Source organism: Paraburkholderia caribensis (genome assembly GCF_002902945.1).
GTDB classification, from domain to species: Bacteria; Pseudomonadota; Gammaproteobacteria; order Burkholderiales; family Burkholderiaceae; genus Paraburkholderia; species Paraburkholderia caribensis.
In genome coordinates this window covers 2,535,942-2,558,181 of sequence record NZ_CP026101.1, presented here as the reverse complement: position 1 = coordinate 2,558,181, position 22,240 = coordinate 2,535,942, and the positions used below count along the sequence as shown (strand labels likewise).

General features: G+C 61.4%; 19 protein-coding genes. All 19 read left to right on the top strand.

The window, feature by feature from the left end:
* The first annotated feature begins 175 nt into the window (after positions 1-175).
* A complete protein-coding gene (locus C2L66_RS11335; RefSeq protein WP_060600071.1) occupies positions 176-2,905 on the top strand; it encodes a VapE domain-containing protein in 2,730 nt (909 codons plus the stop codon).
* A 246-nt stretch (positions 2,906-3,151) separates the two neighbouring features.
* Entirely contained in the window at positions 3,152-3,937 is a 786-nt protein-coding gene (locus C2L66_RS11330; protein WP_322789543.1) for a hypothetical protein, read from the top strand.
* A 252-nt stretch (positions 3,938-4,189) separates the two neighbouring features.
* Positions 4,190-4,981, top strand: a complete 792-nt coding sequence (locus tag C2L66_RS11325) for a hypothetical protein (protein ID WP_063803354.1) — start codon at positions 4,190-4,192, stop codon at positions 4,979-4,981.
* 320 nt (positions 4,982-5,301) lie between these two features.
* The gene (locus tag C2L66_RS11320) at positions 5,302-5,907 is read left to right on the top strand and encodes a hypothetical protein (protein ID WP_233444911.1); all 606 of its coding nucleotides are present in this window, start codon (positions 5,302-5,304) and stop codon (positions 5,905-5,907) included.
* Positions 5,873-7,984 (top strand): phage terminase large subunit family protein, encoded by a 2,112-nt coding sequence (locus C2L66_RS11315; RefSeq protein WP_060602542.1) that lies wholly within the window; start codon positions 5,873-5,875, stop codon positions 7,982-7,984. Before C2L66_RS11320 ends, C2L66_RS11315 begins: the two co-directional genes overlap by 35 nt.
* Positions 7,985-7,986: 2 nt before the next feature.
* Positions 7,987-8,190 carry a phage head-tail joining protein gene (locus tag C2L66_RS11310; protein WP_060600077.1) on the top strand — a complete coding sequence of 68 codons (204 nt, stop codon included), beginning with the start codon at positions 7,987-7,989 and terminating at the stop codon, positions 8,188-8,190.
* 76 nt (positions 8,191-8,266) lie between these two features.
* Positions 8,267-9,673 carry a phage portal protein gene (locus tag C2L66_RS11305; protein ID WP_233444910.1) on the top strand — a complete coding sequence of 469 codons (1,407 nt, stop codon included), beginning with the start codon at positions 8,267-8,269 and terminating at the stop codon, positions 9,671-9,673.
* Positions 9,674-9,738: 65 nt separating this feature from the next.
* A complete protein-coding gene (locus tag C2L66_RS11300; RefSeq protein WP_060600081.1) occupies positions 9,739-11,832 on the top strand; it encodes a prohead protease/major capsid protein fusion protein in 2,094 nt (697 codons plus the stop codon).
* Positions 11,833-11,905: 73 nt separating this feature from the next.
* Positions 11,906-12,250, top strand: coding sequence for a DUF2190 family protein (locus tag C2L66_RS11295; RefSeq protein WP_060600083.1), 345 nt, complete (start codon positions 11,906-11,908; stop codon positions 12,248-12,250).
* A 7-nt stretch (positions 12,251-12,257) separates the two neighbouring features.
* The gene (locus C2L66_RS11290; protein ID WP_233444909.1) at positions 12,258-12,548 is read left to right on the top strand and encodes a head-tail joining protein; all 291 of its coding nucleotides are present in this window, start codon (positions 12,258-12,260) and stop codon (positions 12,546-12,548) included.
* Complete coding sequence (locus tag C2L66_RS11285; RefSeq protein ID WP_060600087.1) at positions 12,545-12,970, top strand: hypothetical protein; 426 nt, start codon at positions 12,545-12,547, stop codon at positions 12,968-12,970. Before C2L66_RS11290 ends, C2L66_RS11285 begins: the two co-directional genes overlap by 4 nt.
* A gap of 71 nt (positions 12,971-13,041) precedes the next feature.
* Entirely contained in the window at positions 13,042-13,977 is a 936-nt protein-coding gene (locus C2L66_RS11280; protein WP_060600089.1) for a phage tail tube protein, read from the top strand.
* 60 nt (positions 13,978-14,037) lie between these two features.
* The gene (locus C2L66_RS11275) at positions 14,038-14,376 is read left to right on the top strand and encodes a hypothetical protein (RefSeq protein ID WP_060600091.1); all 339 of its coding nucleotides are present in this window, start codon (positions 14,038-14,040) and stop codon (positions 14,374-14,376) included.
* Positions 14,328-14,753 carry a DUF1799 domain-containing protein gene (locus C2L66_RS11270; protein ID WP_060600092.1) on the top strand — a complete coding sequence of 142 codons (426 nt, stop codon included), beginning with the start codon at positions 14,328-14,330 and terminating at the stop codon, positions 14,751-14,753. The genes C2L66_RS11275 and C2L66_RS11270 overlap by 49 nt, the downstream gene beginning before the upstream one ends.
* Before the next feature lie 72 nt (positions 14,754-14,825).
* A complete protein-coding gene (locus C2L66_RS11265; RefSeq protein ID WP_233444908.1) occupies positions 14,826-17,636 on the top strand; it encodes a phage tail length tape measure family protein in 2,811 nt (936 codons plus the stop codon).
* A gap of 68 nt (positions 17,637-17,704) precedes the next feature.
* Positions 17,705-18,133, top strand: a complete 429-nt coding sequence (locus C2L66_RS11260; RefSeq protein WP_148654567.1) for a hypothetical protein — start codon at positions 17,705-17,707, stop codon at positions 18,131-18,133.
* Entirely contained in the window at positions 18,133-18,672 is a 540-nt protein-coding gene (locus C2L66_RS11255; protein WP_060600096.1) for a DUF1833 family protein, read from the top strand. Before C2L66_RS11260 ends, C2L66_RS11255 begins: the two co-directional genes overlap by 1 nt.
* Positions 18,669-19,058, top strand: a complete 390-nt coding sequence (locus tag C2L66_RS11250; RefSeq protein ID WP_082670323.1) for an NlpC/P60 family protein — start codon at positions 18,669-18,671, stop codon at positions 19,056-19,058. Before C2L66_RS11255 ends, C2L66_RS11250 begins: the two co-directional genes overlap by 4 nt.
* Positions 19,059-19,170: 112 nt before the next feature.
* Positions 19,171-22,209: a host specificity factor TipJ family phage tail protein gene (locus C2L66_RS11245; protein WP_148654568.1), complete on the top strand. Its 3,039-nt coding sequence runs from the start codon at positions 19,171-19,173 to the stop codon at positions 22,207-22,209.
* Positions 22,210-22,240 lie beyond the last annotated feature (31 nt).

The following is a 22,240-nucleotide window of genomic DNA, read 5'->3' as shown; positions in this document are numbered from 1 at the left end:
TTTGCGCGGTGCGAGTTCCTTGCTTCGCCGTAGTAATCCTTCGTTCGGACGCTCGCCGTCCGGTTCTCAGGTGTACGTCGCAGGTCGTGCCGTCTGGCGCGCATTTTCCCATCTACGTGAACGTGAACGGAGGATTGCAGAATGCAATCGATCCGCGAATACAGGAGGATTGTAGATGTCAGACCTTGCGGGGATTGTTGGTCAATTGATGGCACACGGGCATCCAAAACTGCCCGATGGACATCCTGTAGCGGACGGCAAGCCGCACCGATACGGCCCGAAGAAGAAGCACTGGTATTCGCTCCACGAGGTCGTCAAGGCCGGCAAGGTGATCGGCTACACCGGGGCGTTCGGCTGCTGGTCAGGTAACGACAATGGCGCACAGGCGTTCGCCTGGCATGGCGAAGCGCTTTCGCCGGAAGACATCGCAGAGACGAGGGCCCGTCAGGATGCGCTCGCGCGTGAAGAGGAGCGAAAGCGTCAGCATGCGGCGAAGCTGGCCGCTAACCGCGCGCGGCAGCAGTGGCATGAGGGCAGCGACGTGGGCGAGTCTGACTACCTCGCGCACAAGCAGATCACAGCCGAAGGCGTGCGTTTTGCCGCTGACGGAGATGTGCTCGTGCCGATGTTCAACTATTCGGACGGTTACCGGCTCGCCGGTCTGCAGAAGATCACGTCCACGGGCGCGAAGCGCTTCAACAAGGGCATGGAGAAAAAGGGCGCGCTGTTCCTGCTCGGCGACATCAACGCCGACAGCAAGGTCGTGCTTGTCGCGGAAGGCTATGCAACGGCACGTTCGATCCGCATGGCGACGGACGGCGTGGTGCCTGTGATGGTGTGCTTTGACGCTGGCAACATCATGGCCGCTGCCCGCTATCTGCGCGATACGTATGCGGGCATCCACGTGATGTTCTGTGCGGACGACGACTGGCACATCGAGCGGCGCCTGCGCGATCATCTGGCGGAAGAATTCGGCTATGTCGGCGAGATCGAGATCGGCGGCGAGGCTATCCGCATCGAATCCAGCAAGACGTGGTACATCGTACGCATCACACGCGACACCGATCGCCACGGCGTCGAGTCCCTTACATTGACGTTCGGCAACGACGTGATCCCCGAGCGAACGCGTCGCTTTGAGAATACTGGCCTTAAGCATGCATTCGATGCGGCGTCGATGATCGACAACGCAAGCGTCATCTATCCGAGATTCAGCGCACGCGGTGACCGGAAACTAACCGATTACAACGACCTGCACGTCGACGAGGGGTTGCACGTCGTCAAATCTCAGATTACGGCAGCGATCCTGGCGGGCCTTACGCCAGCTGACATCAAACATCCTGCTGCCGAGTCGGCCGTCGACGCCGCTCAGGACCCGCTTTATGACAAGGCGGTCAGGCTCGTTTCCGAGATGAAGCGGGCGTCGATATCGGCCGTTCAGCGCAGTCTGCGGATCGGCTACAACCGTGCCGCAAGATTGCTTGACGCGATGGAGCAGGCCGCGATTGTCTCTCCGGCTTCTCAAAGCGGATCCAGGAAAGTATTGGCAGCACACCCAACGTCCGCTGGCGCTGCGCGCCAGACAGAGGACGATCCCCCTGATATCGAGGCGGAGAACGGCGCATACACCTGGATGCGCGATCTACGTCGTGCGGAGAAATCCGGCGCAATCCTGCCGACGATCGACAACGTTTTCCTGATCCTTTCGAATGACAAGCGCTGGTCGGGCGTGCTTGCATTCGAACAGTTTGCGCTTCGTATCGTGAAGCGCCGTGCGCCGCCTTTCGAGGGCGGAGAAGTCGGTGAATGGACTGATGCCGACGATTCTCGCCTCGCGCTATGGCTGGGTCAGGGATGGGGATTCAGTCCGCGTGCGGACATCATCGCGCAGGCGGTATTTCTTGTCGCCGATCGCAACCGCTATCACGAGGTGCGCGACTATCTCGACGGCCTGACGTGGGACAGCACGCCGCGTCTGCACTTCTGGCTACATCGATGGCTGCATGCCGAGGATACCGAATATGCAAGGCTCGCCGGCTTCAAGTACCTGCTCGGCGCTGTCGGCCGCGTCATGCAGCCCGGTTGCAAGATGGACAACGTGCTTATCCTCGAAGGCGCGCAGGATGGCGGCAAATCAAACGCGTTTCGCACGCTGTTCGGCGAACGGTGGTTCACCGACGCCAACATCGTCATTGGCGACAAGGATTCCTACGCAGTGATGGCTGGGAAGTGGGTCATCGAGCTCGCCGAGCTTGATGCACTCAACAAAAGCGACTCCTCCAGCTCAAAGCGATTCTTCACTGTCGCAGTGGATACGTATAGGCCGCCATATGCGAAGCGTGCCGTCGACGTGCCCCGTCAGAGTGTCTTTGGCGGCACGGTCAACTTCGATGTGTACCTGAAGGATGAATCAGGCGGCCGCCGCTATTGGCCCATCCGCTGCGGCGACGTTCTCGACATCACCGGCCTGGCTGAAAACCGCGATCAGATCTGGGCTGAGGCGGTGCACGTGTATCACCGATGGCAGCGTGAGAATGCCGAAGCAGGCGGCCAGATCTGGGCGCCGTGGCGCGTTACACATGAGGAGAAGCCGCTCTTCCAGGAGGAACAGGAAGCGCGCTTTGAGGGCGACGTGCTCGAGGTGAAGATCGCGCGCGAACTCAAGTACAGGCCACGCGTGACGATGGAGGAAGTCCTCGACGACATCCTCAAGATCGAGATCACGAAGCAGACGCCTGCCGAACAGCGGCGCGTTGGCAAAGCACTGAAGCGGCTTGGCTGGGCGCGACAGCGGGAGACGACAGGTGACCGTGAGTGGTATTACGTGCCGCCTCGGGAAAAGCCAGTCCAGATGCCGACCCGCGCCGCGTCGAGCGGCGGCAGCGAAGACGACGATGCGCCTCTCTGATCGCATCCACTTTCCCGCCACGAAATGGCGCGCCACATGCCAATCATCGGCGCGCCGTTGCTCGTCCCATGTCCCAACGTCCCAACGCATGCGCCTCGTGCGCGTAGGCCCGTATGTGCGCGACGTGCGGGTGTGGGCGCATGGGGGTGCGCACGTCGCGGATGCGCGCCCGCGCACACACAACCGAATTCGTTGGGACGTTTGGGTCTTGGGACGGAAGAACGTTCGGATCGACGAGGAGGAGCCGTGAACATCGACCTGAAAGAGCAAGCCGGTATTGCGATGAATGTTCGCGGACAGTTCTCCGATCCGATTGCCGATCCCCAAGTAACTTTAGGCGCACTCGCGTTCGCTGACGATCTCGGGCGTCTGTTATGGCGTATGAAATACGGGCAGGATGTGAAACGCTCGGGCTTGCATCGGGCGACGTTGCTTCTCGCCAATCGCATCCGATGGTCAGGCAAATATGCGCGAAAGAAATTCACTGGCCTCGATCAGGAGGAAGTTCGGTTGAAGCGAGCCGGCAAGAAAGTCGAGCGGGCACTCGCCGACATCGTCGAGCGTTTCGCTCGCCGCGTCATCATCGAATGGGTGGCGGATCTTTGCCCTGACTGCAACGGTAGTGGCGTAAAAGGTCGCGTGCAGCGGCAGCGTGCTCCGCTCGTCGTGACGGTTACGTGTCCGGCGTGTCATGGCACACGATTCAACGTGCTCAGCGAAGAACGCATACCATTCGCGCACAACGGACGCGCACCGATGGTGTTTCTCGAAACCCAGCGCTGCGACACATGCAACGGTGAAGGATCTACGCGCGTCGAACAGAAGCCGAAGCGTGATGGTAGGCAGATCTGCGACGCGTGCGGCGGCAATGGCCGAAGTGCGATCGACGAACCAGCGCGCGCGCTCGCGCTCGGTGTATCGCTCACGAGCTATCGCGCTCACTGGGCACAGCATTTTCGCGGGTTGCTTGCGTCTCTCGATGCAATTGACGGGCGAGCAACAGATGTCGTGCGTCGACAGGTGCAACGATGAAAAGCTTGCGTTCCAAGAGAGACCGTGTCTATACTTCGCGCCATCCTTTACTGTGTTACTGGATAAACGCAGCGCCCGCGCAAAGGTGGCGCAACCCTGTCCCGGCAGTCGCACAATATCGCGCGAGCGGCGTGATCAACGACAACAAAAGCCTGTCGGGAATCGTTCGGGAGGCGTTCGCCTTCACGAAACTCAAAGAACATCGAAGCCTCGAGTGCGAAAGCCCTCGGGGCTTTTTGCATTGGACGTCCGATGGCACGAAGCTCGTTTTCAATCACGATGGACAGGTCGCAACTGGATGCGGCGGTCGAAGTGAGCATCAATCGCCAGATGCCGTTCGTCATCTCGAAGGCGTTGAACGACACGGCGAAGAATGCGCGTGACGCATTGCGCACGGCAATGCCGCAGTACTTTGATCGGCCCACGCCGTACACGATGAACTCGCTGCGTATCACCTACGCGACGAAGTCCAGTCCGATCGCGACGGTCGGATACAAAGACGAGTCGTACAAGGGGACGCCGGCAACGAAGTATCTACTGCCAGAAGTGGAGGGCGGTAATCGTAACGTGAAGCGCATGGAGCAGAGCTTGCGCCGTATCGGTGTATTGCCCATCGACATGTACCTCGTGCCGGGATCGGCCGCGAAGCTCGACCAGTACGGCAATGTGTCGCGAGGCCAGATCGTACAGACCCTCGCGTACCTGCAGGCGTTCGGTGAGCAGGGCTATAGAGCGAACACAACAGCGAAGCGACGCGATCGGTTGGCGCGTGGCATCAAGGGGGCGCGAGGTTACAGCTACTTCGTGCTGGTTCGGCGCGAGGGCAAGCTGTTGCCTGGCATCTATCTCCGCCAGCACTACGGCAGCGATCCGCGCATCGCCCATCTGGCGTATGGCGCTGCGAAACCCGTGTTCATCTTTGTCAACACGCCCCGGTATCCGAAGCGCTTTCCGTTCGACGACATCGTGAACACGACGGTCGAGGAGAAGCTCGCCGCGAATGCGGCTGCTGCGTTCGCGCTGGCCATGTCGACCTCGCGATGATGAGCGCCGATTCGCACCATGCTGGTGTGGAATCAGCCGAACGACGGCTCGTGCCGTCGAAAACGTGGCAGGACCGGACGGGGAGCGAACCTCGGGGGGCTCTGCACTGCGATTGGGCTTGGGTCCTTCCGCGAGGTTGCGCGATGAGGGTAATTCGAGCCCCATTGGTCGTGCGGTCAAAGCAACTTTTCAGGGTAGCCACATCGGTAGCCGGGTAGCCGCTCCGGTAGCCATTCTGGTAGCCACGGAAGCTTCAGTCGTCTTTGACGCCGCGAATCTTCCAGTCTGTCTTTCCGGGTAGCCACATGAGCGAGATGAGCATGCGCGCATTCGCCCGTCATATGGGAGTGACCCATAGGGCGGTGCAGAAGGCGATCCAGGCGGGCCGCATTGCACTGAACGCCAACGGCAAGATTGATGCCGCGACTGCAGAGGCGGCATGGCGGCGCAATACCGACGAATCCCGTCGTTCGTTCACCGACCTGTCGCGCCCGTCACTAGCCAACGCGGGGTCGGCAGCCGCCTTGCCGCCGGCTGATCTCGACGATGACGAACTTCCGGCTGTCGCGAGCACGAGCGAAGACCCGCACATGATCGCGTATCGCGCTGCGCGTGCAGCGAGAGAACAGACGCGGCTGGAGCGCGAGCGCATGGATCTTGAGCGCGAGCGCGGAACCACGCTGTCGCTCGCGGAGGCACAGCGAGTTGCGTTCACCGCGTTTCGCACAGTGCGCGACAACGTGCTGAACATTCCGGTTCGCATGAAAGACGCACTCGCAGCGGAAACGGATCCCATACGGATCGAATCGATGCTCGAAGCGGAACTGGGCAGAGCGCTCGCATCCGTCGACGCGAATGCGTTGCTGAGCGAAAACGAAACGGATGATGCCGATGGGAGCGATCGAAGCATTCCTGAAGAAGATTGAGGAGGCGATACGGCCCGACAAGAGGATCGGAATCGCCGAGTGGTCAGAGCAGCATCGCGTCCTTCCCGAGAGCAGCCCCGAGCCCGGCAAATGGCGTAACGAGCGCACGCCCTATCTGGTCGGCATCATGGATGCGCTGTCAGGGATGTCCAGCACGGTCACGCGTTACGCCCACGATGACGATCGACAATTCGACAACAGCCGGGTCATCACTGTCGGCCTGATGAAGGGACACCAGCTTGGTGGCTCTGCACTGGGGGAAAACTTCATCGGGCGTGCGATTACGACGGCGGCGGGCAACATCCTCGCCGTATTCGCAACACTCGATGACGCGGAGAAGTGGGAGCTGGACCGCTTCGAGCCGATGCGCCATTCGACGAAGGCGTTGCGTCGGCGTGTTCGGGATAGCAATAAAAAGGGCAGCGAAAACACGAAGCTGCGGAAGAAGTTTCCGGGCGGCTTCATGAATCTGATCAGTGCGACGCGTGCTGGCCGGCTGAAATCAACTACGGTTCGCTATGCGTTGCTGGAAGAGATCGACGAGTACGAACTCAACGTCGACGGGCAGGGCAATCCAATCGACCTCGCGACGAACCGCACAAGTAACTTTGGCCGTCGCGCGAAGATCTTTGCGAACAGCACGCCGACGATCAAGCGCCGTTCCCAGATCGACAAGCTCTATCAACGCGGTGATCAGCGACGTTATTTCGTGTTGTGTCCGGATTGCCGTTCTCCGCAGTTTTTCGACTGGCACAAAGGCATGCGTCGCTCGCCAGCGGATCCTGGCGTCGTGCTGTACTACTGCCAGACAGGATGCGGCGCAGGCAATCCAGAAAGCGTGTGGAAGACGCGCGGCTTTGAGGGCGCGTACTGGATGCCGACGGCAGCCGGCGACGGGAAAACGGCGAGCTTCCACTTGAGCGCGTTGTATGCGCCACTCGGGTGGCGTCCATGGTCCGAGCTGATGGATGATTTCGAGGCCGCGCAGGGCGATACGGAAAAGATGATCGCGTTCGTGAACAACGCGCTTGCGGAATGCTGGGAAGACAAGAGCGCGGAGATGAAGTGGGAGACCATTAAGCGCCGCGCAGAGTCCTACAAACTGCGCACCATCCCGCTCGGCTGTTTGATCCTGACGTGCGCGGTCGACACTCAGAATGATCGCCTGGAAGTCGAGATCTCGGGCTGGGGGCGTGGCCTTCGCAACTGGACGATTGATCACGTTGTGCTGCGTGGTGATCCGGCTTTGCCCGATGTGTGGGAGAAGCTCGACAAGCTGCTCGATACACCGATCACGAACGCTTTCGGCGTGTCGATGCGAATTGAATTATGCGGCGTGGACTCGGGTGGTAGCCGTACGCAGGACGTGTACGACTATTGCCGGCTGCGTCGACATCGCGGCGTGTTTGCATTGAAGGGCGCGAAGGACAGACATAAGCCGATCATCGGGCGCCCGACTGATCAGGACGTAACGGTCAAGGGCAAGACATACAAAAACGGTGTGAAGCTGTGGCCGGTCGGTACAGATACGGCCAAGAGCCGGATTTTCGGCGCGCTCGTTGCCGACGATGAGCGCGACATTGTCGACCGCCGGATTCATTTTTCCGTGGATCTCGACGACGAGTACTTCGAGCAGCTCACGGCGGAAGCGTACAACCCGTCAAAAGATCGCTGGGACCGCCTGCGCAAGCGTAACGAAGCGCTTGACCTGAAGGTCTATAACTTCGCATGTGCCTACCACCCGCGCCTGCGCCTCAACACGTATTCCGATGCGGACTGGGCAGCGTTGGAGGCGGTCATTGAGCCACGCGTGCGGGACCTCTTCGCTGCTGTCCCGGTTGAGTCTGCCGACGCAGCGCAACCGGGTGGCGCGGCCCGTAGCGATCTGGCGAAGGGGATTCTGCGCGACGTCGCAGAGCGTCTCGGGCCGGATCATCCAAAGCATGACGTGTTGATTGGACTGGCGAACAAGCCTGCCGAAGATCCACCGCCCGTCGCGCCGGCGCCTGCTGTTTCTGAGCCGGTGGCGTCGCCGGGTGGGTGGATTCCACGGCGCGATAACTGGTTGAGGCGATAGATATGGCATTCACGCAGCAGAACCTTGACGCGATCGAGGCGGCGATCTCGTCTGGTACGTTGACGGTCGAGTACAACGGCAAGCGGATCACGTATCAGTCAACAGCGGATCTGATGCGCGTGCGCAATCTGATCAAGTCCGATCTCGAAAACCGGTCAGGTCTTGGTGGTTCGCGGTCGAGCATTGGCACCTATAGGCCGTACTGATATGAAAGCAAACATTCTCGATCATGCAATCGAATGGATCGCGCCTCGGCATGGCGCCGCGCGCATGCGGGCACGCATGGCGCTGGCGGCGGTGCGTGGATTCGATGGCGCGAAGCGCGGCCCCCGAGCGGCCGGGTGGCCGACGTCAGGGGCCAGTTCGCTGGCAAATCTGATGCCGTCGCTTGCGACCCTGCGCAATCGCGCCCGTGACCTTGTCGTCAACAACTCGCATCTGCGGCGTGCGCTGCGTGTCATGGTCGCGAATGCGATCGGCACTGGCATTCAGGCGAAGTTCGCATCGAAGCGTCAGCAGAAAGTGTTCAAGCGCTGGGTGAAGTACTGCGACGCGGACGGCCTGCTCGACTTCTTCGGCCTGCAAGCCAAGGCATACCGTGCGATGAAACTGTCGGGCGAAGTGCTGGTCCGCTATCGCCGTCGGCGACCGGGCGATGGTTACGAGGTGCCGCTGCAAATCCAGATCCTCGAAATCGATTATCTCGACTCGCTGAAGGTCGGGGAGGTCGACGGTGGGTTCGTTCTGGCCGGCGTGCAGTTCAATCTGATCGGGCAGCGCACTGGATACTGGTTGTTCGATCAGCATCCCGGCGAAGTCGCTCAGGTGCCCAGGAACATGATGAGTCGGTTTGTACCGGCGAGCGAGGTGCTGCATATCTTCGATGCGATCGACAGGCCGAACTCCGTACGTGGTTTCCCGTGGTTAGCGTCTGCCATATGGGCTGCGCGCGATCTCGACGAATATCAGGACGCAGAGCGCATCCGGAAAAAGATCGAGGCGTGCTTCGCGGTGTTCGTCAAATCGAACGACGAGCAGTTCCGCGCGGGTATGCCGGGTGTGGCCAGTCCCGGCGATGGCCGTCGGGTCGAATCTCTTTCACCGGGCATGATCGAGTATCTGCGAAACGATGAGGAGGTGCAGTTTGCGGCGCCGCAGACGAACGATGGCTATGAGGCTGGCGTGCGGATCGATTTGCGCGCGATCGCGGCAGGGACCGACACGACGTACGAACAGCTCACGGGCGACTACTCACAGGTCAATTTCACCAGCGGACGCATGGGCAAGATGGAGTTCAACCGGATGCTCCTGCAGGAACTGTGGTTGATCTTCATTCCGATGTTCTGCGAAGCAGTCGCGGGGCAGTTCGCTGCAACAGCATATCTCGCCGGAGTGACATCGTCGCCCGACTATGACGTGACCTGGTCGCCGAACCGGATCGAGATGATCGACCCACTGCGGGAAGCGAACGGCATGATCGCATTGATCGAGGCGCGGCTGAAGAGTCGGCATCAGATCATTCGCGATCTGGGCGACGATCCGGAAGAAACCGATGCAGAAATCAATGCCGATCCGCTCAATACGTCGGAGCCAGAGCCCGCCGGCACTCCCGATGCTGGCCGTATGTTCGAGCGGGTCATGGCCCGCCTTCGCCGCCTCGAGGTGCTGGTGATGTCGGCAGAACGATAGCCCGCCAAAGTGACTTTGACCATATAACGCCCGCTTCACGCGGGCGTTTCCATTTGGAGTGAATCATGCCCGTTCCAGCACAGGGGCATCGCGGCGGCGCCGGGGCGACCGCCGATTCGATGCCGCTACTTACGCGTCTGCAACCTGTTTCGTCGGTCAACGCGGAGAGCCGTTCCATCGCCGTGACATGGACGACCGGCGCGCAGGTGCAGCGTTACGACTGGTGGCGCGAACGCAGCTACCTCGAGGAGTTAAGCCCGGACCCGTCTGCTGTACGGATGGGACGGTTGCAATCGGGTGCAGCGCCTTTTCTGCGGGATCACGACACGTGGGACGGCATTGATTCCGTTCTCGGTGTTGTGGACAGCGCGACGCTCGACGCCGCGACGGGTACGGGCGACGCGATGTGCCGGTTTTCCGCGCGCGACGACGTGCAGCCGTACTTTCAGGACGTCGTCGACAGGATCCTGCGGAACATCTCGTTCGGCTACCGCGTGTACGCGATCGACATGATTCCGCCGGGTCAGGAGGGTAACGACACGTGGATCTACCGCGCGACCGACTGGGAGCCGTACGAGATTTCGCTTGTGTCGATTCCCGCTGACCCGAACGCAACTGTGCGAGGCGAGGGCGGCCAAGCCGTCGCGGCGCAGCAGCAACGTTTCTTCCCCTGCACCTTCACTGATCGCAGTGCAGGGGGTTCTTCTGACGGCGCACGCGCCGCGCACACTGACCAAGGAGCCGTAATGCCCGACGATGAAAACAACCAACCGACGTCCGCCACCCGCACCACGCCTGTTCAAAATCCGCCGGCGACACAGTCGCCTGCAGCGTCGACCGAAGCAACCGACGCCGCTCGTGCCGAAGCCGTTGCGTCGGAGCGTCAGCGTGTGATCGACATTCGCACTGCAGTCCGTGCGAGCGTGCTGGAAAACCAGCAGCAACTGATTGACGGCTTCATCGAGCGCGGCGTGACGGCTGACGCCGCCCGTATTGAAATCCTGCGCTTGCAGGCGGAGCGTTCGAACGCGAATTCGCAGCGCGGGGCGGCGGACATTCAGACGGTGCGTGACGAGGCGCAGACGCGTCGTGCCGCGATGACGGACGCACTGTTGCATCGTATCAACCCGCGCCACGAGCTCGACGATGCCGCTCGACAGTATCGCGGACTGAACCTGCGAGAGTTCTGCCGGGTCGGCCTCGAAGCGGTAGGTGTCGATGTGCGTGGTCTCGATGTGCGCGAGCTGGCTGGTATCGCACTGGGTATGCAGCAGCGTGGCGGCTTCAGCTCGACGTCGGATCTGCCCGTGGTATTCGGCAACGTGATCAATCGCACGCTGCGTGACGCCTACACGGCAGCGCCCCGCAGCTTCCAGTCGTGGGCACGGCAGGGCGTGCTGACGGACTTTCGCGCGGCGACGCGCGTGATGGTCGACGGCGCGATCAAACTGGAAAAGGTCAACGAGTCCGGTGAATACAAATACGGCCAGCTGGTCGACTCGGGCGAGACGATCCAGCTCGGCACGTACGGCAAGATTGTCGCCTTTACCCGCCAGATGATCATCAACGACGACCTGTCGGCGCTGGAGCGCGTTCCGCTGTTCTTCGGTCGTGCTGCCGCCAATCTGGAATCGGATCTCGTGTATGCCGCGCTCACGGGTAACCCCGTTATGGGCGACGGCAAGGCACTGTTCCATGCGGCGCATAAGAACCTCGCCGCCGCCGGCGGTGCAATCGGCGTCGACACGCTATCGACGGCACGTGCGGCAATGCGCGTGCAAGCCGCGCCGGGCGATGGCACGCCGCTGAACCTGACACCGACGTTCCTGCTGGTGCCGGCAGCGCTGGAGACGGTCGCGTATCAGTACACGAGCAACCAGTACACGCCGACGCAGGCCACGCAGCAGAACCCTTTCATCGGGACACTGACCCCGGTCGTCGAGCCGCGCCTCGATGCGAAGAGCACGAAGTCGTGGTACCTGGCTGCTGATCCGGCGATGGTTGATACGGTCGAGTACTGCTACCTCGAAGGCGAGCAGGGGCTTTACACCGAGCAGTCGCTTGACTTCGATGTCGACGGCCTGAAGGTCAAGGCGCGACTCGATTTCGCGGCGAAGGCGACCGACTATCGCGGCCTGTACCAGAACCCGGGTCAGTAGACGGCGGTGAGGTAAGGCGGGGGCGATCGTCGCGTCCGTTTCTCATTCAACAATTCAGCACAGGAAAATTCTCATGAAGAACTTTATCCAGAGCGGCAAGACGCTGACGGTGACGCTTGCCGCTGCTGTTGTTTCGGGCCAGTTCGTGCAACTGGGCAATGCAAAGCTGCCCGCCGTTGCGACGGCCGATTTCGCGGCGAATATGCCCGGCGAATATCGTCTCGATGGTGTGTTCGAGCTGCAGGCGGATGGTCCCTCGGTGGGGGCCGTTGGCGACTTCGCATACTGGGACCCGGCGAATGCTGTCGTGACATCGACCGTCGGGGCGAACGCGAAGGCTGGCGTCTATGCCGCACCGAAGGCCGCAAACGATCTTACGGCGCGAGTGCTGCTCTGCTCGCCGTCTGACCTTGCTTGACCTCCGCGTGTTCTGGCCGGCATTCGCGGCGGCAGGGATGCTGAAAAATGCGCAGGTCGAGCTGGGCGATGGCTCGGTTCGACCTGTGCAGGTCGGCTTCGAAACGCCCGACATGCTGGACCTCGGCGGGCGGGTGACGACTGCGGACTATCGGGTCGAGTATCAGACGGCCGATATGCCCGAGCTTGCTCGCGGTTCCATGCTGGAAATTGATGGCACACGCTACAGGGTCCGGCATCCACCCCGCAGGAAAGATGACGGTTACTTCAGCGTCGCCGATCTGGAGAAGGCTGTATGACGACGATACGTGAAACCTTCGTGTCTTCGATCATGGATGCGCTGAAATCTGACGCGCAGTTGCAGTCGAGCGGCGTCGTGGTCGAGCGGTCGATCTATGAGGCGGTGGACCGCGAAGAGCCGAAGGTCGTCGTCGTGAGCAGGGGCCGCGATATCGTCCTAGCGTCGACGATCGGGCGCACAACGCGTCAGTGCGATCTTCTCGTCTCGGCGGTCGTCCGCGATCCGGCGCCTGACCGGGCGGCGGACGTGATCTTCGAGCGTTCGCATCCGATCGTGATGGCGTTCGACGGCCCGGAAATTGTCGGCGTAGAAGAAGTGACAACCGACGAGCCGGAAACCGCCGATATTGATGGCGGCGTGGGCATCGTGACCATGCGCTACACCATCCAGTATCAGACGCCTCCCAACAGCCTGCTGTAAATCCAACGAAATCCAACGCGTACGCCGTGCGTCATGCAGGGTGTTTCGCGCCCTTTTGCCAAGGAGCAGACATGGGTGCAAAGTCCATGAAGAAGTCGGTCGTGCTGGCGGCGCTGCAGATCGCCATTGGCACGGCCGCCGTGCCGACGAGTGCGGCCGATGCGATGCTCGTCAGCAATATCTCCGCGAAGCCGGTCGCCGCCGATTACGTGTCGCGCGATACGATCCGGCCATACTTTGGAAACGATCAGCAACTTCCGGCGGGCTGTCATGCCGAGCTCGATTTCGAGATCGAGATTGCCGCATCGGGTGCGGCCGGGACGCCACCCGCGTGGGGCCGGCTGCTGGTGCCGTGTTATTTCTCGGAAACCGTGACCGAGGATACGAGTGTGGTCTATGCGCCGGTCAGCGATCAGCCGCAGACGCCGCTCACCATCTATTACTACCTCGATGGACTGCTGCACAAGCTGACCGATGCATACGGCACAGTGTCCGTCGACTTCACGGTCAAGCAGGTTCCCAAGCTCAAGTTCCATTTCATGGGTGTCTATAACCCCGTGACGGATTCGCCGGTTCCCGCCGGCACGGACTTCTCGAAGTTCCTGCAGCCGAAGATCGCGAGCACCCAGTTCACGACGTGGTCGATGCACGGTTTTACGGGGCCGCTGCAGGCTCTGTCGCTCGACGTTGCCAATACGCTCAACTGGGCGCAACTGATCGGCTACGAGCGCGCGGAAGTCACGGATCGCAAGCCGACGGGCAAGATCACCATGCAACTCGGGTCGGTGGCCGACAAGGACTGGTGGACGGCGACGAAGGATGCGCTCCTCGGCACGCTGACGATTACGCACGGTGTCGGCGCTGGCAATATCGTGCAATTCGACGCGCCACAGGTGCAACTGACCGATCCGTCATACACGGATCAGGACAACAAGGTCATGCTCGATGCGACGCTCACGGTCACGCCGCTCACCGGCAACGACGAGCTGGTCATCACGGTCAAGTAACTTTGCTGCAAACCGGAACGGGTCGCTGATGGCGGCCCGTCGTCATTTGAGGATCACAGCATGCCCTACGTTCTGGCAAAAAATCCGACCTTCAAGGCGAAGGTTATGGTCGTCGAGCCTGGCAACACCGACGATGGCGCAGTGGAGGCAAGTGAATTCACCGCCGAGTTCAAGCGCCTGAAACGCGACGAGGCAGAGACGCTGATGAAGGCGAATCAGCCCGTCTATGTTGCCTTGGCCGACGTGCTGGTCGGCTGGTCTGGCCTCAAGGGTGATGACGGTGGCGAGCTGCCGTTCTCTGCCGAATACCGCGATGCACTGCTGCAGATCCCGCACGCTGTCGTCGCACTGTGGGACACCTTCCTGCAAGGTACATCGGGAGCCACGCGAAAAAACTGATCGACGCGGCACGGCTATGGGCAGGCGTCGATGTCGACGAGAATCCGATCGATGCCGGTGTTGCTGATGCACTGGCCGCGTTCGGTGCGCGTGCGGAGGATGTCGCGCAGGCACGCACGCAGCAGAGCGAGCCCGAATTCGGGGTCTATCCCGAGAACTGGCCTACCGTTCAGGTGTTTCTCGCGCTGACCACGCAATGGCGCACAGTCGCTGTCTCCACATGGGGCAGCGCGAGACTCATTCAGACGGGCCTCGATTACAGCGCTATCGAGCCGGTCATGAAACTGACCGGTGTGAAGCCGAAACGCCGTGCCGCGATCTTCGAGAAAGTGCGGATCATGGAGGAGGCAGCGCTCGACGCGCTGTTCCCGACGTAGTCCGCTTGATAGTGCCCCGCTCACGCGGGGCTTTTTTATTGCGGGTTCGCTATGGCCGGAACGTCTAGATCGTTGGGGCAGCTCGTTGTACAGATCACCGCCGACCCGTCGTCCTATCAGGCGGCTGCGCGCAGTCTCCGATCAGACGCCCAGGGCGTCGGCTCAGCGGTCGGCAAGGCGGGCGACGACGGCGCGGCAGGCATGGACAAGATCGGCACGCACACCGCGAGCGCGCGTCGGGAACTGCTTGTCATGGCGCACGAACTTGCCACAGGCAACATCAAGAATTTCGGCGGTTCGCTGATGGTCTACGCCGAGCAGGTTGATTTCTTCGCCTTCGCGCTTTCGCCAGTCGGTGCGGCCATCTCGGCGGTAGTAGCCGGTCTCGGCCTGTTCGCGGTTGCTGCCTACAAGGGGCACGAGGAAGCCGATACGCTGACGAAGTCGCTGCAAACAACCGGTAATTATGCTGGCCAGACGGCGAGCAGCTTCGCTGCGTTGACCCAGGCGATCGCGGCAAGCACGGGCAACAGTCTCGGGACTGCACGTGAAGGGCTGCAGGCGCTTGTATCGTCGGGGCAGATCACCGGACAGTCGCTGCAGGTGCTCGGTGAGGATGTCGTGCGCATGCACGACCTGACCGGCGAGAAGCTCGAAGACATCGCGAAGGATTACGCGCGGATGCCGGAGGGCGTGGCGAAGTGGGCCGAGCAGCACAATCAGAGCATGCACTTCATCACGACGTCGACCTACGACTACATCCGTCAACTCGAGGATGCAGGTGACAGGCAGGGTGCGATGCTCGTGGTTGCGAAGGCACTCGACGACCACCTGCGCATGGAGTCGCTGCCTAACCTCGGTTACCTTCAGACGGCCTGGCACGGTGTCGGTTCGGCAATCCAGAGCGCGTGGGAATGGATGAAGTCGATCGGGCGGGCGGAGACGGCCGCCGAGCAGATTGCGAACGCAACGGCAGAGGTGCAGCGGCTGCAGAACGCGCTTAATGCGCCTTCTGGTGCGATGAACACTGACCTTCTGCAACCGCAATTGCAGGCGGCACAGGCAAGACTGGAATCGCTCAATCGGGACGCATTGCGCGAGCAGGACGCCGCACTCGACAAATCGCAGCAGGCTCAGGTTCAGCAGGCGGGCATCGCCGCTTCGGATTTTCTGAAAAAATTGCGCGACGAAGAGAAGGGCATCAACCGGGTCAACGATGCGCTCGACGACTACCGGCGCAGGGTCGCCGAATACAACCAGGCCAATCCGGGAAATGCCGTCTCCAAACAGCAGCAGGCAACCGACGAGGCTTACCTGCGCAAGCAATACACGGATACGTCGGGGGCGACGGAGGCGAACAAGGTCCGCAAAAGCCTGCTGGATGCCGCATTGCAGGACACGAAGAACGGTCTGGAACTGATCCAGTCGGCGTATAAAAATGCCGATGATCAGCTGCAGGCACTGCACAAAGCGACTTTGATTTCCGATCAGACGTTTTACACGGCGGAAATCACACTGGCCGATGACGCGGCTCAGAAGACTGTCGCGGCCTATGAGCAGGAAAGGTCGACGCTGCAGGCGGCGTACTGGAAAGCGCCGTTGCAGGACCGGATCAGGATCACCCAGGAGATCGGTGAGCTCGACACGAAGATCGCGAAGGCGCGTCAGGACAACGCCGCGAAGGACGCGGTCTATATGACGCAGCAGACGGAGGCGCAACGTAAGTATCAGAAGTCGATCGAGGATGCGCGCGATGCACTGCTGGCACAGTCGGGCGTCACGGTTCCGAAAGCCACCCACGATTTTGACGAGCGTAACCGGGGGGCGAGGTTGCAGGCGGCGACGACGGGGGATCTGGGCAGTGCGGCGTTTCTCGACCAGAGCCGGCAGCTCACGATTCTCAACGCGCAGTACAACGATATCGTCGCGCGGGCGAAGGATGCCCAGAACAGTATCTCGCTGGATCAGCAGGAAGGGCTGACCGGGTTGCTTGATGCCTTCTCGGCGTTGCGTTCCAATTCGGCGGAGACGGTGCAGTCGTTGCAATCTATCTATGACCAGGTGAACAGGCTGTCGTGGACCACCAGCGACGAAGGCGTGTTGCGCAGTCTCGACCAGTTGCGCGACCGGATTCGTCAGTCGATGCTCGACAGCCAGGGCTATCTGAAGGATTTCACGGACGCGGGCAAGACGGCGTTTTCGAGCCTGTTTTCGGACATCGTGTCGGGCACGCGGACGCCGGCGCAGGCCGTGCAATCAATGGTGTCGAGCATGCTCTCTTCGTTCGCTCAACTCTTCGCAAACAGGGTGTACGCGAGCATTACGAACAGTCTCTTCGGTGCGCTGTTTGGCTCGGCATCAGGCACGGGCAGCGCGGCCTACGGCTTCACGATGCCGGCATCGATCCAGGGCAGCGGCTCGCTGTTTGGCGTGGGTGCCGGCCTCGGCTTTGCGACGGGTGGGTCGGTATGGGGGCCGGGAACGGGTACAAGCGACAGCATCAATGCGCGGCTTTCAAACGGCGAATTTGTCGTGAAGGAAAGCGTCGTGTCGAAGCCGGGGATGCGCACCTTCCTCGAAGAGCTGAACGGGGACGGCAGGGTCAGCGGCCGCAACCGCTTCGCCAGCGGCGGATACGTCGGCGACGATTCGCCCGGCGCGGGCGCAGCCTCCGGCCCGAACATCGATCTGCATATCCATAACGCGCCGGCTGGTGTCGAGCAGGTGACGCAGTCGCGCCTGCCAGATGGCGGCCTGCGCATGGATGTGATTCTCGAAAAAGTCGACCAGCATATCGCGTCCGGTATTGCATCCGGGCGGGGCGCAACGGCCCGCACAATGCAACGCCGGTACGGTCTTAACCGAACCCTGGGGCAACCCTGATGGCAGAGCTACCAACGTGGCCGGCGACGCTGCCTGACCCGCGTGCGAACGGTTATGGCGTTCAGCCCGTGACGCCTTACGCGCGCACCGACATGGATAACGGTCGCGCGCGGCAGCGACGTCGCTTCACGAACGTTCCGTCTCACGTATCGGTGACGTGGCGATTCACCCATTCGCAGTACGCCCTTTTCGAAGGCTTTCTTGCCTACGAGATTAATCTGGGGACCGACTGGTTTGCTGTCGGCCTGCTCAACGGCATGGGCGTGAATCAGGTGCAGGCGCGGTTTATGGATGACCCGCCATATAAAAGCGCGATCAGCGACTCGCGGGCATGGTTTGACGTGACCGCGACGCTGGAAGTCAAGGCGCTGCCGTTGCCGTCGCGCGACGAGTACGACGTGCTGCTAACGTATGTGGCTGCGGACATCGCCGCAATGGGCGATTCGCTACACCGGCTGATTCACGAGAGCTTGCCTGGACCAAAGAGGTGGGATTGATGGCGACCATTACTGAGGCGCTGGCGGAGGTGTATGCCAGCAATCCGCAGGGCGAAGTCGTGCTCGATACGCTCGAACTGCGGCATTCATCGTTTATCGACGGGAGCGGTAATCCGGCACCCATCCGTGTCGTTGCAGACTATATCGATCTGACGGCGCGGCTGGAGTTCGATGCACCGCTCGATGCCGGCAAAAACGTGACCTTCCTTGCGGTGGCGTTCCAGTTCAGTCTGCCATCGATGGAAGAGGGGCAGGCGCCGCAGATCGATATTGTCATTGATGGTGCGAGCGCGGAGATCATTGGACATCTCGAGAGTGCGGTGACGCAAACAGAGGAAATCGAATGCACGCATCGGCGCTTCCTCGCATCCAATTCCGGCGCTGGTCCGCAGGACGGTGAGCCGCTGACGCTGTATATCGCGAGCGCCAAAGCAACTTTGACGCGCGTGACGGCCACGGCGACCCTCACGGATATCAATAACAGTCCGTTCCCGTCGAAGGTCTACAGCCCGAACGTTTTTCCGGGGCTCGTGCGATGACGGCAGACGACGCGAACCAGTACATCAATCGGCCCTGGACAAGCGGCGCACGTGGGCCTGAATCATTCGACTGCTGGGGACTGCTGGCGTGGGTGCAGCGGCATCATTTTGGCATCGTGTTGCCGGACCTGCCCGATGTTCCGGACGAGAGGCGTGATCTGTACCACGCGCAGATGGAAGCCGGCGCATGGCGAGTTGTCGACCAGCCAGTGCACGGATGCGGTGTGTTGCTGCGAGGTGGCGACAGGCCGCATGTCGGCGTGTATTTGGATCTCGATGGCGGTGGTGTGTTGCATGCGATCGAAGGCGTTGGCGTCGTTTTTACGCCGCGACCACAACTCAGAATGATGGGGTATCCACGTGCCAGCTGGTACAGCTTCCTATAGCGCGACAATCGTGCGCGCGGTGAATCCATATTGTCATGCGCAGGGGCGGCAGGTCTGTCAGATCGAATCGCCGATGTCGCCCGCGCAGTGGGGAAAACTTGCCGGCGTCGACATGCAACAATCCATCGTATGCGTCGACAATGACTTCTGGCTGCGAGCCGACTGGTCGAAGCCAATTCCTCACGGTGCCATCGTTCATTTCATTCCGGTTGCCCAAGGTGGCGGCTCCAATCCCCTGCAGGCAGTCCTGATGATCGCGATCGCAGTGGCTGCCGTCTATACGGGCGGGGCTGCTGCGGCGGCCTATGGCGCGGCGTCGGGTGTGGCGGCTGGCACAGTGACGGCTGGCATGATGGCGGTGCAGGCGGGCGTGTCCATGGCGGTGATGGCCGCCGGCTCGATGCTCGTGAATGCCATCGTTCCGGCGAAGACGGCGAACGTCGCACAGGGCACGACAACCAGTCCGACCTATGCGCTCGGATCGAGCGGTAACACCGCCCGTCTGCTTGAGGCGATTCCTGTGCTGTATGGCCGGATGAAGCTCACGCCCGATCTCGCGTCGCAGTCGTACACCGAATATGCGGGCAATGAGCTGTACCTCTATGAGCTCTTTTGTATCACGCAGGGCGAGCTGGAGGTCGAACAGGTGCTGATCGGTGACACTGACATCGGCAACTTCAGCGAGATCGAATACGAAATCGTTGGGCCGAACCAGCCGGTTACGCTGTTTCCGGACAATGTCGTGACGAGCAATGCGGTAAGCGGTATCGAGTTGCAGGCACCGAATGACAGTGGCGACTGGGTGGGGCCGTTCGTGGCCAATCCGGCGGGCAGCGCGGCCAACTTTATCGGCGTCGATATCACCTTGCCGTCCGGCCTGTTTTATGCGGCCGACGACGGCTCGCTGCAGTCGCTGTCGCTGACGTTCGAGGCGCAGGCGCGGCTGATCGATGATGCAGGGCATGCGCTGGCGGACTGGATCGCGCTCGACGTGCGCACGGTCAGTATGGCGACGGCGCAGCCGCAGATGGTGTCGTATCGCTATCCTGTCGCAGGCGGGCGCTACGAGGTGCGCATGCGGCGCACATCCAACCTCAATGAAGACTCGCGGGCGCAGAACCGCATCCAGTGGGCAGCACTGCGTGCCTATCTGCCGAGCGCGCGTTACTACGGCAATGTCACGCTGCTTGCGATGCGCGCCCGAGCGACGAACTCGCTGAATTCGAGCACCGCGCACGACGTGCACGTCATCGGAACGCGAAAGCTGCCTGTCTGGACGGGCAACGGATGGAGTGCGCCGCAGCCGACCAGGAGCATTGCATGGGCCATTGCGGATGCCGTACGCAACACGGATTACAGTCTCGGTCTTCCAGACCGGCGACTCGATCTCGACGCGCTGGTTCGACTGGATGCCGTGTGGGCGTCGCGCGGTGACGAGTTCAATGGTGTGTTCGACTCGAAGGGATCGTTCTGGGACGCGCTCACCACCATCTGCCGCGCGGGCCGCGCGATACCGATGTACTTCGGCGGGGTCGTGAGCGTTGTCCGCGACGAACTGAAGACGGTGCGAACGGCGATGTTCACGCCGGACAACATTGTCGCCGGCTCGTTTGAAGCGGACTACGGCTTCTTTAGCGTCGATTCGCCGGATTACGTCACGGTCGAGTATATGGATGAGACCACGTGGAGCTGGCAGGATGTCGCCTGTATCCCGACTGGCTCGCCCGCGCTCGTCGAGAAACGCGTGCAGATGGTCGGGCCGACGAAACGCGCGCAGGCATTTCGCGAAGGCATCTATATGGCGTACGCGAACCGTGACCAGCGCAAGACGGTGTCGATTACCGCTGAGCTCGACGGACTGATTCCGCTGTATGGAGACCTCGTCGGCATCTCGCACGATCTGCCGAGGTGGGGGATTTCTGGGGTGGTGGAGGACGTCGAGGGCTCGCATCTCTATGTGAGCGAGCAGCTTGAATGGACTGCGGGTGCGCAGCATTACGTCTACTTCGCGCAACGCAACGGGATGCCGACGGCAGCGTTGAGGGTCGTGCAGCCTGACGCCGACGATGGTCTCTCGATGCTGCTGATCGATCCGCTGCCTGAGTTTTTCGAGTTCAGTGACGGGCACCTGGAAGAGCCGACCCGGTTCTCCTTTGGTCCGGCGATCGACAAGGTGTCACAGGATGTCCGGTTGATCAGGGCGGTGCCGCGCGATGGGAAGGTGGAACTCACGTTTGTCAACAATGCAGCCAGTCCGCACACGGCTGAGACGGGCCTGAGTCCGCCCGCTCCGACGTCACCATCGTTGCTGCCAACCGTGGTACACGCGCCGATCATTGCCCAGGTTTCTGCGAACTGGCAGATCACACCGGGGCGCGTGTCCATCACGGCTACGCCGGCGGCGGGGGCGCTACTTTACGAATACTGGGGCAGTTCTGATGGTGGTGTCACGTGGGCCAAGCTCGGCGCGACGGGTTCAAACGTGCTCGATGTGCCCGTTGCAATCGGTACATGGAGGTTCCGCGTGCGCGCTTTCGGTGCGAGTGGCTTGCCGGGGCCGTACACGACATGGACGGGTACAGTAACGGAGTTCAAATATCCGCCTGCGCCGCCGACGCTCTCACTGCGCGAGCCTTTCGTCGGCAACCAGCTGTCGATCGAAATCCAGCGACGCGCTGACGTGGATTATTTCCATGTCGATGTCGTCGTGGGCGGTGTCGTCAAATACGGAGCCGATATTACTGCGCAGAACTTCACGTGGACGCTGGATCAGGCGCGGCAGTATGAAGCACTGGCAGATACGTTCGATGTCCGGGTCGAGGCAGGCAATATCGCCGGGCTCGGGAATCCCGCGACGATCATTGTCAAGAATGCGCCGCCGCCAGCTCCATCGGTCAGCGTTTCCGGCGCAGCACCCACAGTGACTTTGACGATGTCAGTAGCGGGCTACGCGAACGTCACCGGGTATCGTGTGCGCGACAACTCAGGCGCGGTTGTATATGAAGGCTCCGCAGCCACCTGCACGGTCGCGGCAGGCGGAACTTATTTCATTACGGCATACAACGACTGGCTTAGCGAGTCATTGGCGACGGTTGTGACGGCAACGCCCGCCGACCCGGACTCAGGGGGGGGCGGCGCTGGAGACCACTGAGTTCAATGAAGTTCTGTATTGCAAACGAGGC